We start from the raw sequence: 12,385 nt of genomic DNA on the forward strand, positions 1-12,385 counted from the left end.
CTTATGACATCGGAACTTGCTGAACTGGATCAGAGGCGTCCCATGCTGGAAGATGAAGCACCCGACGCCGTGCCCGTGCCCCATGCGCTCGTCCCGCATCTCAACGAGACTGCGATCCTGCTCGACATCGACGGCACGCTGCTTGATTTGATGCCGACGCCGCGCGAGGTGTGGGTGCCGCCCGGCTTGTCGGAGACGCTCAACCGGCTGACCGAGCGCACATCCGGCGCGCTGGCCATGGTCAGCGGCCGGTCGCTCAACGACATTGACCTGATTTTCGCGCCGGATGTGTTCCGCGCCGTCGCCGGACACGGCGCGGAGATGCGCCTGTCGGTGGACAATGAAGCCGACGACGTGCACGCGCCGCCGATGGACAAGGAGCTGAAGCGGCGGCTGGCTGCGATCGCAAAGCTCAGCCCCGGCATTCTGCTCGAGGACAAGGGCTATTCGCTGGCGCTGCATTACCGCCTCGCGCCGCATGCCGAGAAGGCGATCTACGAGGCTGTCTCGCTGATCCGCGCCGATCTGCCGAATGCGCCGATCGAGGTGCTGCCCGGCAAGTTCGTTTGCGAGATCAAGCATTCCGGTTTCACCAAGGCGACCGGCGTACGCGAGCTGATGAAGCACGAGCCATTCAAAGGACGCCGTCCGATCTTCATCGGCGACGACGTCACCGATGAAACCGTGTTCGCGATCATGCCCGACATGAACGGGCTCTCCTTCTCGGTCGGCCGCCGCGCCATCGGCGTCAACGGTCACTTCGATGCGCCGAACGATGTGCGTGCGTTCCTCGCGCGCCTGCTCGACGATACAAGGTTGGAATAAGGCGAGCGTCATCGCAGAGCCACATTGTCGCGCGCGCTGTTCCATTGCGCACATGGCTCGCGTTGCGCGAATTTCACGCCAAGACTCTCATTTCCAAGTGGAAACGCCGGGTTCCCTCGCAGGAAAACAGGTTCCAACGCGCGTGCCTGACTTTGGTTTCATTTCGTAGAAATGATGACAGGAACCATATTGATGAACAGCAGTTAAACGGGTGGAATGAACAGGAGGGGACGACCTGTGAACTTAGTCGTCGTTTCGAATCGAGTTGCGCGCGGTAAACCCAACGAGCCCATGACGGGCGGCCTCGCAGCGGCATTGCTTCCCGTCGTGGAGCATTCAGGTGCGATCTGGGTGGGTTCCTCCGGCCGCGTGCGCGACGGCCATCAGAAGGAACCGTTCGCCGAGATCGAGGCGCTGGGTTCCGGTGCGATTGCGACGCTGGACTTGCCGGCTGCGCATTACGGTGGCTATTACGAAGGTTTTGCCAATTCGGCGCTGTGGCCGGCGCTGCATTCGCGCAGCGACCTGATCCGCGTCTCGCGCGAAGATTATGTCAGCTATCGCGAGGTCAACGCGTTCATGGCGCGCGCCCTGATGCGCTTCCGCAAAACCAAAACTGCGTTCTGGGTGCAGGATTATCATTTCCTCGCGCTCGGCGCGGAGCTGCGCGATCTCGGCGTCGACGATCCCATCGGCTTCTTCCTGCACACGCCGTGGCCGGTTGCTGCAGTCATGCAGGGCGTGCCCAATCATCGCGAGCTGATCACCGCGATGCTGGCCTATGATCTGCTCGGTTTCCAGACCGACGAGGATTGCCAGAATTTCCTCGGCTATGCCGGTGGCGAGCTCGATCTCACCATCGAGGACGGCGTGGTGCTGTCGCAACATGGACGGACGCGCTGCGAAGTGTTTCCGATCGGCATCGACGCGGAGAAGTTTGCAGCCTATGCCGCGAAGTCGGCCTCGCATCCCGACGTGTCGCGGCTGCGTCGCAGTCTCAACGGCGAGCGGCTTGCGATCGGCGTCGACCGGCTCGATTATTCCAAGGGCCTCGTCAACCGCATCAGCGCGTTCGACCGGCTCTGGACCGATCAGCCGCAGTTTGCGCGCAGCATCTCGTTGCTGCAGATCGCCAACCCTTCACGCGGCGCGATCGAAGCCTATGGCAATCTTCAGAACGAAGTCGCCCGCCTCGTCACCGACGTCAACGGCCGGCATGGCGAGGTCGACTGGACGCCGATCCGCTATCTCAACAAGGGTTTCAGCCAGGCCGTGCTGGCGGGCCTCTATCGCACCGCGCAGATCGGCGTCGTGACGCCGCTTCATGACGGCATGAACCTCGTCGCCAAGGAATATATCGCCGCGCAAAACCCGGCCGATCCCGGCGTGCTCGTGCTGTCGAAGTTCGCCGGTGCGGCCAACGAGCTCGAGACCGCGCTGCTGGTCAACCCGCATGACATCGACGGCATGGCCCGCGCCATCGCGGTCGCCGCCGCGATGCCGCTCACCGAGCGCAAGATGCGCTGGGAGGCGATGATGAAGACGCTGCGCGGCCACACCATCCAGCAATGGTCGTCGGATTTCGTCGCCGAGCTCGAGAGTTGCCGCCCCGAGAAAGTCGCGGCCGCCCCGCTCGCGGCGCAGCCGCCGCAGGCGCTGCGCTGGCTGAAGTCCGCGATCTCGGGTGTGCGGTTGATCTAGTTCTCTTTCCCTCTCTCCGCTTCCACGGGGAGAGGGAAAGCCTCAATAGCAATACGACACGCCATCCAGAATCGCGCATTGCCGCTTGTTCGGCGCGTTCGGGTCGTCCATTGGCACCATGCCCTTGCCCTGGCCGACGAATACGCCGGGCCCGACATGCACCGAGCTCTTGTTGCCGATGATCACGCTCTGGTGCGGGGTCGAGCTGGAGCGGGTCCCGTCCGGCCAGAGGATGGCGTCGCCCGAAAGCACCCCGCGCCGCCCGTCGTCGCAGGTCACATCGACGCCCTGCCGGGTGCAGGCCTGTGCGTTGGCCGGCGCGGTAAAGGCGGCGCCAAGGGCCAAAATCAGGCTCAGCGCGGCGATGGTTTTGCAGATGGTCATGGCGTCCCCGGTCGTGTTTGGCGTCCTCAGGTGAATCGTCGCGCCAAACCCGCGACGGGTTCAGCCTCAGGCGGGTTCCGGGCGGTCTCATGTCGCGAGATATTCCTAAGCAAATACAATATGTTGCGGAAAATTCACCCGATTTACCCGCGATCCCTTGCAAAATCACCGGCGCCCCTTCAAGAGAAGGCGCTCCGGAGAGATGGCCGAGTGGCTTAAGGCGCACGCTTGGAAAGCGTGTGTGCGGGAAACCGTACCGTGGGTTCGAATCCCACTCTCTCCGCCATCTGGCCGGCGACCCCACAACCTTCCTAGTCCGGTACGCGCGCACCCTAGTCCTCTCGCAGGAATTCCAGCACGGCTTCGAGAAAGGAAGCCTGCCGCTCGATATTGAGCATATGGACGCCGGGCAGCAGGACAAGTTGCGATTCCGGAATGGCGCTGGCGATCGCCTCGCTGTGGCTTGCCAGGGTGACGGTGTCGTCGATGCCTCCGATCACCAGTGTCGGTGCCCTGATCAGCGTGTTGGTGCGCCGGAGATCGGCGTCGCGTACGACGGCGAAGCATCCGGCAAGCCCGTCGGGCGCTGTCGCGAGGATCATGTTGCGAAAGGCATCGACCGTCGCCGATTCATCTCGGATCATCTGTGGCGGAAACCAGTTGCCGATGAACATGTCGGCCATGGCCGCCATGTTCCGTTCGCGAAGGACGCGCTTGATGAGGTCATCCCACTGCGGAGACGGGCCGAGATAGGGTGACGTATTCGAAAGAATGAGCCGGTCGATCCGCTTGGGCGCGCGAAAACCCAGCCATTGGCCAACAAAACCGCCGAGCGAGAGGCCGCAGAAATGCGCACGCGCGATCCCGAGCGCATCCATCAGCTCGATGACGTCGCGTCCGAGGCGGTCGAGCGAATAGGGGCCTTGGGGAGCATCCGAGCTGCCATGCCCCCGTGTGTCGTATCGCAGCACGCGAAAGGACTTCGAGAGCTCTGCGATCTGCCGGTCCCACATGCGGTGGTCGGTTGCGATCGAGTTCGAGAGGATCAGCACCGGGTTGTCGCCTCGGCTATCGAATTGGTAGGCGATCCGGCAGCCGTCTCCGGCAGTGACGTGGCTGATGTCGCTCATTCAGTATCTCCGTGCGCGAGTGTTCAACCGATCTAGCGCTCGCGCCGGAGGCGGAGAATTACTATGTTTGACCAATGTCTGTCGAAGAAACGAACAATCCGGCTTCATTCAAGTTGCACGACCTGCGCTGCTTCGATGCGGTGGCACGTCTGGGAAGTTTTCAGGCCGCGGCGAATGCACTTCATCGGACGCACCCGTCGGTCTTCGCGGCCGTGACGCGGCTGGAGCAACGCCTTGGCCTGACGCTGCTCGATCGGAGTGGCTATCGCGTCGAGCTGACCGAGGTCGGGCGGATGTTTCATGCCCGCGCTGCGACATCGTTGCGCGACATCGATAATCTCGATGGTTACGCGCGGCAGCTGGCGACTGGCGAAGAGCCGGTGCTGCGGGTCGTCCTCGGCGATCTATGCGACCGGCCTGCGGTCCTCGGTACGCTCTCGGCGTTCTTCGCGGGGAGGCCGCGCACGCGCTTGCACCTCGATTATGAAGCAGTGAGCGGACCCTTCGAGCGACTGGCTGATGGCTCCGCGGATTTGATTTTCCACCGCGTCGACGACTCGCGCTACGATCTGGAGCAGATCAGGTTTCGCGAGATCCGGCTGCTGCCGGTCGCCGCGCCGGGCTTCCTGGCCGCCGAGGCAGGCGCCGAAATAACACCTCGGCAATTGCAGCTCGTTACGCAGTGCGTGATCCGTGACACGGCACGCGACACCACTCCCGAGGATCACTTTCTGATCGACGGCGCGCCGCACTGCTCCGTGCCCGACCACACGATGAAGAAGGAGTTGATTCTGCATCGGATGGCTTGGGGCCATCTGCCGGAATTCATGGTCGAGAACGAACTTCGCACGGGCAAACTGATCAACATGCAGGGGCGCTATATCCCCGGGCGCACCGAAACTCTGGCGGCAATGCGGCGTATCGATCGGCCTCATGGACCGGTTGCCGAAGAGTTGTGGGGATGCCTCAAAGACAGCCTTCCGAAATTGTAGCTCTTCCGCCGGCACAAGGTCGCCGGATTAGATATCGGGACCGATGTGGACGAGGGTGAGGCGGCCGCGCCAACGCGGCCCCTGACCATCGTCAGATCAGCCCTACACGATCACAAAGTTCGATGCGTGCAATTGGCTGATGGCGGTGTCGACGAAATCGACAGACCCCGCGTTGGGGGCGCTGCCCAGGGCAAGCAGGGTCCCGCCGTGTCCATCGCTCTTCAGCGCGCTCATGATGTCGGCGACGGAGTGGTAATTGCCGACGCCGTTTGCAAGATCGATGACGCCGAGCGGGTCGTTGCCAAATCCGGAAATCGTGTCGATCTGATTGCTGGAGTTGATGAAGACGGTCAGGCCCGAGCTCTGATCGCTGATGTTGACATGGGCCGCGCCATTGATGATCGCCTGATTGCCGAACCCGACAAAGTTGAACTGGTCTGATCCGCCATTGGCCGTCACGACGTCCAGGCCAATCTGGTTTGTCACGGTTGCCGTGGATCCGTTGAGCACCACGTGATTGCCGACCCCACCGAGTGTGATTGCGTCGTGGCCCGCGCCGGCAACGACGCTGTCTGCTCCGTTGCCGGCCATGATCGTGTTTGTTCCCGAACCGACGGTGATCTGGTTGACCATGCCGTCGAGCTTCACGGTGTTGTTGCCATCGCCGAGCGTGACGCTGTTGGCGCCGCCTCCGCCCGTGACGAGATCGTTGCCATTTCCGAGGATGACGGTGTTGCCAAATCCGGACAGCGTCACCTGGTTGTCGCCGTTGCCGGCCTTTATCGTGCTCGCTCCGTCACCCGGATGGACGACATTGTTGCCGTTGCCCAGCGTGATGAAGTTTCCGAATCCGCCTGCGTCGATGGTGTCGTTGCCATTGCCGAGCGTCATCATGGTGGCGCCCGTCGAGCCCTTCACCGAGATATTGCCGTCGCCACCGGTGACGAGGTTGCCGAATCCCTCCAGATAGACGGTGCTGTCGCCGCTCGACACGTCAACCGTCCCGTAGAGTCCGGCGTAGATCGTGTCGTTCCCGCCATTGCTGTGGATGACATTGAACATGCCATAGGCATGGATGATGTCGTTGCCCGTCGTACCCTGAATGGTGGCATAGCCGGATGTCGGGCCGTCGATGATCGTGGGACCGGCCTGATGCGTGTCGATGATGGTCGTGTGGGCGTCGCTGACGGTCAGGCCCACGCTGTTTGTGTCGCTCAGGGTGAACGTCGTCGTTGCGCTGCCGTCGCCATGCGGCGAGGCCACAAAGCTGAGGCCGTGCAACTCGGCGGTCAGCTTGTCGGCGCTGGTCGCTGCAAGTTCGTAGATCCCGTTTCCAAGCGAGATCAATCCTGTCCCCGACAGGATGCCGGCCGCGCCCGCGAGCGTGATGATGAGGCCGTCCGTTGCTCCGGCGTTGGGATCCGTGATGCTGACGGTCGCGAATGGATTGATCGCAGCTTCGTTGCTGGTCGTTTGCCCCGATACGGCACCCGCGATGGTGGGCAGGGCCGCGGCTGTCAGCAGAATGCCGCCGTTGCTGTCCTTCGTGATGCCGAACTGCGCGACCGAGGTATTCGCCAATGTGAAGGTCTCGCTGGCCGTACCGTTGCTGACCGTGAGCTTCGAGCCGGACACAGTCGCCGTTGCGCCGGCGGCATAGGACAGCCCGGACAGGTCGATCTGATCGCCGAGCGAGATGCCCTTGATCTGGCTTGCAAAGGTCGATGCGCCCGAAACCAGCTTCTGCTCGATCTTCAGTGTGCCCTGGCCGGAAAAACTGATCGCGTCGTCGGACACCGCGCCCGCCTTGAGATCAAGCACGCCGCCGGCGATCGTGGTCGCGCCGACAATGCCGCCCGCTTCGACGAGTTCTGTGGCGCCGAGATGAATCGTCGATGCGTTCGCGGTGCCCTGATCGAGCACATCAAGCGTGCCGCCGTTCAGAGTGGTGGAGGTGAGGATGCCGCTGTTGGAGACGGAGAGGCTTCCTGAATTCAGGATTGTTCCGCTCGCCGCGCTGGCGTCGATCGCAGGTGCGCTTGGGTCATTCGTGGGGTCCGCAATGGATCCCGAAACCGTCATCACGCCACCGTTGATGGTGGCGTTCTTGGCGATCGCTCCCCCGGACAGGTGCAATTGGGCGCCGCTGCCGACAACGGCCGAATCGACTTCGCTTCTGATGACGATGCCGTACGGGCCTCCCGGAGGATAATAGACCGTCTCTCCCGAAGCATTGACGACACCGCCCGAGTTGACGACGGTGCCGCTGGCAAAGCCACCATTGGTGAGATTCTGGACACCGCCGGCATTGACGGTGGTTGACGTCACGTAGCCGGTGTCGACGTCCTGCTCGCCGCCATTATTGACGGTGGTGTGATCCGCCCGTCCTGGACCCGGCGCATCATGCATATACAGGCCGGCGACATGCTGAATGCCGCCCATGTTGATGGTGGTATAGCTCGCAGCGGACGCAAGCCCGACATCCTGTTCGCCGCCATCGATAATCGTGTGGCTGGCGGTGGCTTCCAAATCGTAATTGCCCAGGACCTGCTTGCCACCCGCCAATATCGTCGTGTTCGTGGCTGCGCCGAACACCTTGAACAATGTGCCGTTCGATACGGTGAAGCCATCTTCCGTGTAGCCATAGTCGGCAATAAGCGTTGCGCCACTCTGGACAGTGGTATTGGACAGCGTCGCGCCGGCCTCGAGGATGAGCGTTGCTCCTGCGGAGACGATGCTGTTCTCGAGGACGCCGCCGTCCAGAACCTGCAGCGTCACGCTCTTCGCAACGGTAAATCCGTTTTCAACCGTACCGTCGCCGATCCCGAGAGCGCTGCCGGCGTTGAAGACTGTCCCCGAAAAGCTGGCATTACCAAGGACGATGAGAACGCCGTATTGATTGACGGTCGTGTTGGTCGCCGTCGCGCCGGCCGACAGTTGCATCGTTGCGTTGCTGATTGTCGTGCCGGTCGCCGTGCCACCTGCAGCCACATTCAGCGTGCCGTAGTTCTGGACGATTGTCCCGGACACCAGCGCGCCGTTCGATACCGTCAAGGTTCCAAAACCTTCGACGGTGGTGCCGGTCGCCATGCTGGCGTCGACGGCCGGCTGGCCGGGGAAGCCCGCGAACGGATCGGGTATCGATCCCGAGACCGTCATGGCGCCGCCATTGACGGTCGCATTCACCGACGTCCCGCCGCCGGTGACGTCGAATTCACCCCCGTAGTTGATGGTGGCGCCGGTCGCCACGCTTTGGATGACCGGCGGCGGATACACGGGTGCCGTCTCTACGGTTTCGCCGGAAACGTTGAGTCTACCGCCGGAATTGACGATGGTGCCGCTGGCGCTGCCGCCATTCGTCACATTCTGGACGCCGCCGGAATTGACCGTCGTCGCCGTTGCGGTGCCCGTATCGATGTCCTGCTCGCCGCCGCTATTGATCGTGGTGTGATCAACGGCGCCGGGGGTTGGGCCTTCATGGACGAATTCGCCGGTGACACGCTGGATGCCACCTGAGTTGATGGTCGTATAACTGGCGACGCCATCCAGGATGACGTCCTGCTCTCCACCATTGATGACAGTGTGGGTCGCCGTGCTTGTCGAGGAAGATCCACCGACCGTCTGCAAGCCGCCAGTTTCGATCGTCGTGCTGTCGACGGAAACGCCCCCGGTGACATCCATCGTGTCGCCATTGTGGATGGTAACGCCACTGGCGGGAGGAACAGCCGTCATTTCAATGCTCCACGATTCGCGTTTGGAAAATCAAACTAAGCAAAATCGTGTGACGGCATTTCAACTTGAGGGTGCACGGGCTCGGAGTGTCTGTCAAGCTTCCGAAAGAAATCCCACGTATGCGAGAGTCGCGAAGCTAGCTGTCGCATTCATGTCATCGCACAGGCCGCTTCGCGTGCGACAATTTCTGGAGTTTCGCGTTGTGACGCAAATGTAGGCAGTGCGATTGACTGATACGCTCTTCGCCATTCGCCTCATTACACCAACTTCCACTTCCCATCCTGCGCACGTTTGAGCGCCGGGTCACTCACCCGCACGTGCTCCGCCAAAAAATCGATGAAGGCGCGCACGCGGGCGGGCAGAGGAGCGGCGTGGCCGACATAGACCGCGTGAATATCTTCGCGGTCGCCGGGATTGTAGCTTTGCAGCACCGGCACAAGGCGGCCGGCTTCGATGTCGGGGCCGATGTGGAAGAGGGCGAGGCGCGCGAGTCCGACGCCGCCGAGCGCCAGGCGGCGGGCGATCTCGCCGTCGCTGGCGCGCGCGGCGGGAGACGGCACGGCTTCCTCGGTGCGGTCGCCGCGCCTGAACGGCCAGCCGCCGCGGATGCGCGGAAAGGTCCAGCCGATGCCGCGGTGCTCGGCGAGATCCGACGGCGTCTTCGGTGTGCCCGCGCGTGCCAGATAATCCGGCGCGCCGACGACCACCATGCGGCTGGTGCCGAGCTTGCGCGCAATCAGGCGTGAAGTCTTCAGCGGACCGACGCGGATAGCGACATCGGCACGCTCCTGCATCAGATCGATCAGCGTGTCGGTCAGCACGAGATCGAGCGTGACCTCGGGATGCTCCGCAAGGAAGCGGGGGATCAGCGGCATCAGATGCAGCATGCCGAAGGGAATGTTGCTGTTGACCGTGAGGCGGCCGCGTGGCGCGGCGCCGGAGGCGGCCTCGCGCTCGGCTTCCTCCATCTCGCCGAGGATGCGCAACGAGCGCTGATAGAAGGCCTGGCCTTCCTCCGTCAGCGTCAGCTTGCGCGTGGTGCGGTTGATCAGCCGCGAGCCCAGCCGCGTCTCCAACCGCGAGATCAGCTTGCTGACGCCTGACGGCGTCAGGCGCAGCTTCCGGGCGGCCTGGGTGAAGCCGCCGAGGTCGACGACACGGACGAAAACCTCCATCTCGGCGGAGCGGTTGGTGTCGAAACGAGCCATGTTGAATTCACGTCACAAATGATTGGATTGTGGACATTCTAATGGTTTTGCCGCGGCGCGGCTATCTGCGTGGCTCGTCTTCATCCATTGGAGCTACGCATGCCTCCCGCCGTCCTCGCGCTCACCGCCGGTGCCTTCGGCATCGGCACCACCGAATTCATCATCATGGGCCTGCTGCTTCAGGTCGCTGCCGACATGCATGTCTCCGTGCCAGTCGCGGGCCTGCTGATCTCCGGCTATGCGCTCGGCGTGTTCGTCGGCGCGCCGGTGCTGACGCTCGCCACCCGCCGGCTGCCGCGAAAGACCGTGCTGCTGGCGCTGATGGCGATCTTCACGCTCGGCAATGCTGCCTGTGCGCTCGCGCCTAACTATGAATTGCTGATGGCCGCGCGGGTGCTGACCTCGCTGGCCCACGGCACCTTTTTCGGTGTCGGCTCGGTGGTGGCGACCGGCCTCGTTGCCGAGGACAAGCGGGCGTCCGCCATTGCCACGATGTTCATCGGCCTCACGGTCGCGACCCTGTTGGGGGTGCCCTTCGGTGCCTGGTTCGGCCTGATGCTCGGCTGGCGCGCGGCGTTCTGGGCGGTGACGGCGATTGGCGTGATCGCCTTTGCGGTGGTTGCGGCGCTGGTGCCCGGCCATGTCGGCAACGGCGACAAGCCGATCTCGCTGGCCGAAGAGATTGCCGTGCTCGGACGCGGACAGGTGCTGCTCGGCCTGGCCATGACCGTGTTCGGCTTTGCCGGCCTGTTCGTCGTCTTCACTTACATCCAGCCGATCCTGACGCGTTTCACCGGCTTTTCGGATGCCGCCGTGTCCCCGATCCTGCTGGTGTTCGGCGTCGGGCTTGCGGTCGGCAATGTTGTCGGCGGCAAGCTCGCCGATCGTGGGCTCGTGCGTGCACTGATCGGCACGCTCGCCGCGCTCGCGATCGTGTTGCTCGGTCTCTCCGCCGTACTGTCGGTCAAGATCCCCACCATTGCGCTGATCCTGCTGCTTGGTGTCGCGGCGTTTGCAACGGTCGCGCCGTTGCAGCTTCGCGTGCTGGAAGCGGCCGGCCCGAGTGGCCGCACGTTGGCTTCGAGCCTCAACATCGCCGCGTTCAATCTCGGCAATGCGCTCGGTGCCTGGGTCGGCGGCGTCGCCATCGATCGCGGGCTCGGCCTTTCCGCGCTGCCGCTGGTTGCGGCGGGCATCACCGCGATCGGACTCTTGCTGGCGCTGTGGAGCCTTCAACTCGATCGCAGGCAGGTCGCCGTTGCGGCCTGCCCGGCGGAATAGGGGGAGATGCACATGCAATACCGCAATCTCGGCGCTTCCGGACTTAAAGTGCCCGTTCTCAGCTTCGGGACCGGCACCTTTGGCGGCCAGGGCCCGCTGTTCTCGGCCTGGGGCCGCAGTGGCACCGACGAGGCGCGCCGGCTGGTCGACATCTGCCTCGAGGCCGGCGTCAATCTGTTCGACAGCGCCGATGTCTATTCGAACGGCGCCTCCGAGGAGATTCTCGGCGTCGCGATCCAGGGCCGGCGCGACAAGGTGCTGGTCTCGACCAAGATGAGCCTGCCGATGGGCGATGGTCCGCTCGACGCCGGCTCGTCGCGGCATCGCCTGCTGGCCTCGGTCGAGGCGGCACTGCGGCGCCTCGGCACGGATTATATCGACCTGCTCCAGCTCCACGCGTTCGACGCCTTCACGCCGATCGAGGAGGTGCTGTCCACGCTCGATACGCTCGTGCGCGCCGGCAAGCTGCGCTATGTCGGCGTCTCCAACTTCGCCGGCTGGCAGTTGATGAAGTCGCTCGCCATCGCCGATCGTCACGGCTGGCCGCGCTATGTCGCGCATCAGGTCTATTACTCGCTGCTCGGCCGCGACTATGAGTGGGAGCTGATGCCGCTCGCAGCCGACCAGGGCATCGGCGCGCTGATCTGGAGCCCGCTCGGCTGGGGCCGGCTCACGGGCAAGATCCGTCGTGGCCAGCCGCTTCCGCAAGGTAGTCGGCTGCACGCCACCGCGCAGTTCGGTCCGCCCGTGGACGAGCAGCGGCTCTATGCCATCGTCGACGTGCTCGACGCGATTGCTGACGAGACGGATCGCACCGTGCCGCAGGTCGCCATCGCCTGGCTGTTGTCGCGCCCGACGGTATCGTCCGTGATCATCGGCGCGCGTGACGAGGCGCAGTTGCGCGACAATCTCGGTGCGGTCGGCTGGTCGCTGAGCGCGGATCAGCTCAAGCGCCTCGACGAGGTCAGCGTGGTGATGCCGCCCTATCCCTATTATCCCTATCGCGTCCAGGAGGGCTTTGCGCGGCTGAATCCGCCGCTTGCGTGAGTGCATCGATCCCTGACAATTCGGCGCATTGGCGGCTGCCGCCAATGCGCCATGCAGAAACGCCGCTGTACAGGTCTCAACGCGC

The 12,385-nt window shown here is 63.5% G+C and carries 9 protein-coding genes and 1 tRNA gene; 6 read left to right on the forward strand and 4 right to left on the reverse strand.

Going from position 1 to position 12,385, the window contains the following annotated elements; all coding sequences use genetic code 11:
* The first annotated feature begins 3 nt into the window (after window positions 1-3).
* Together otsB and NLM32_RS02890 are read left to right on the forward strand one after the other, a co-directional pair.
* Window positions 4-825: a trehalose-phosphatase gene (gene otsB, locus NLM32_RS02885; protein WP_254127780.1), complete on the forward strand. Its 822-nt coding sequence runs from the start codon at window positions 4-6 to the stop codon at window positions 823-825.
* A 237-nt stretch (window positions 826-1,062) separates the two neighbouring features.
* Complete coding sequence (locus NLM32_RS02890) at window positions 1,063-2,526, forward strand: trehalose-6-phosphate synthase (protein WP_254127781.1); 1,464 nt, start codon at window positions 1,063-1,065, stop codon at window positions 2,524-2,526.
* Window positions 2,527-2,568: 42 nt separating this feature from the next.
* Here the strand turns inward: NLM32_RS02890 and NLM32_RS02895 are convergent, their stop codons facing one another.
* A complete protein-coding gene (locus NLM32_RS02895; RefSeq protein ID WP_254127782.1) occupies window positions 2,569-2,910 on the reverse strand; it encodes a hypothetical protein in 342 nt (113 codons plus the stop codon).
* Between the two features lie 196 nt (window positions 2,911-3,106).
* Between NLM32_RS02895 and NLM32_RS02900 the strand changes: the two genes are divergently transcribed.
* Window positions 3,107-3,196, forward strand: a tRNA-Ser gene (locus tag NLM32_RS02900).
* Window positions 3,197-3,242: 46 nt separating this feature from the next.
* On the opposite strand, the gene NLM32_RS02905 is transcribed toward NLM32_RS02900, so the two are convergent.
* On the reverse strand, window positions 3,243-4,040 hold the full coding sequence (locus NLM32_RS02905; RefSeq protein ID WP_254127783.1) for an alpha/beta fold hydrolase: 798 nt from the start codon (window positions 4,038-4,040) through the stop codon (window positions 3,243-3,245).
* A gap of 74 nt (window positions 4,041-4,114) precedes the next feature.
* On the opposite strand from NLM32_RS02905, the gene NLM32_RS02910 reads away from it, so the two are divergent.
* Window positions 4,115-5,032 carry a LysR family transcriptional regulator gene (locus tag NLM32_RS02910; protein WP_254127784.1) on the forward strand — a complete coding sequence of 306 codons (918 nt, stop codon included), beginning with the start codon at window positions 4,115-4,117 and terminating at the stop codon, window positions 5,030-5,032.
* Window positions 5,033-5,134: 102 nt separating this feature from the next.
* On the opposite strand, the gene NLM32_RS02915 is transcribed toward NLM32_RS02910, so the two are convergent.
* Together NLM32_RS02915 and NLM32_RS02920 are read right to left on the reverse strand one after the other, a co-directional pair.
* Window positions 5,135-8,764 carry a hypothetical protein gene (locus NLM32_RS02915; RefSeq protein ID WP_254127785.1) on the reverse strand — a complete coding sequence of 1,210 codons (3,630 nt, stop codon included), beginning with the start codon at window positions 8,762-8,764 and terminating at the stop codon, window positions 5,135-5,137.
* A gap of 257 nt (window positions 8,765-9,021) precedes the next feature.
* Entirely contained in the window at window positions 9,022-9,972 is a 951-nt protein-coding gene (locus tag NLM32_RS02920) for a LysR family transcriptional regulator (protein ID WP_254127786.1), read from the reverse strand.
* 99 nt (window positions 9,973-10,071) lie between these two features.
* On the opposite strand from NLM32_RS02920, the gene NLM32_RS02925 reads away from it, so the two are divergent.
* Window positions 10,072-11,253, forward strand: coding sequence for an MFS transporter (locus tag NLM32_RS02925; RefSeq protein ID WP_254127787.1), 1,182 nt, complete (start codon window positions 10,072-10,074; stop codon window positions 11,251-11,253).
* Window positions 11,254-11,265: 12 nt separating this feature from the next.
* Complete coding sequence (locus tag NLM32_RS02930) at window positions 11,266-12,300, forward strand: aldo/keto reductase (RefSeq protein ID WP_254127788.1); 1,035 nt, start codon at window positions 11,266-11,268, stop codon at window positions 12,298-12,300.
* Window positions 12,301-12,385 lie beyond the last annotated feature (85 nt).

It is taken from the genome of Bradyrhizobium sp. CCGUVB14 (assembly GCF_024199935.1).
Lineage (GTDB): Bacteria > Pseudomonadota > Alphaproteobacteria > Rhizobiales > Xanthobacteraceae > Bradyrhizobium.

Coding starts and splice junctions, on each gene's coding strand:
- NLM32_RS02915 (WP_254127785.1), bottom strand. CDS start 8,764: ATGACGGCTGTTCCTCCCGCCAGTGGCGTTACCATCCACAATGGCGAC.
- NLM32_RS02910 (WP_254127784.1), top strand. CDS start 4,115: ATGTCTGTCGAAGAAACGAACAATCCGGCTTCATTCAAGTTGCACGAC.
- NLM32_RS02930 (WP_254127788.1), top strand. CDS start 11,266: ATGCAATACCGCAATCTCGGCGCTTCCGGACTTAAAGTGCCCGTTCTC.
- NLM32_RS02905 (WP_254127783.1), bottom strand. CDS start 4,040: ATGAGCGACATCAGCCACGTCACTGCCGGAGACGGCTGCCGGATCGCC.
- otsB (WP_254127780.1), top strand. CDS start 4: ATGACATCGGAACTTGCTGAACTGGATCAGAGGCGTCCCATGCTGGAA.
- NLM32_RS02925 (WP_254127787.1), top strand. CDS start 10,072: ATGCCTCCCGCCGTCCTCGCGCTCACCGCCGGTGCCTTCGGCATCGGC.
- NLM32_RS02895 (WP_254127782.1), bottom strand. CDS start 2,910: ATGACCATCTGCAAAACCATCGCCGCGCTGAGCCTGATTTTGGCCCTT.
- NLM32_RS02920 (WP_254127786.1), bottom strand. CDS start 9,972: ATGGCTCGTTTCGACACCAACCGCTCCGCCGAGATGGAGGTTTTCGTC.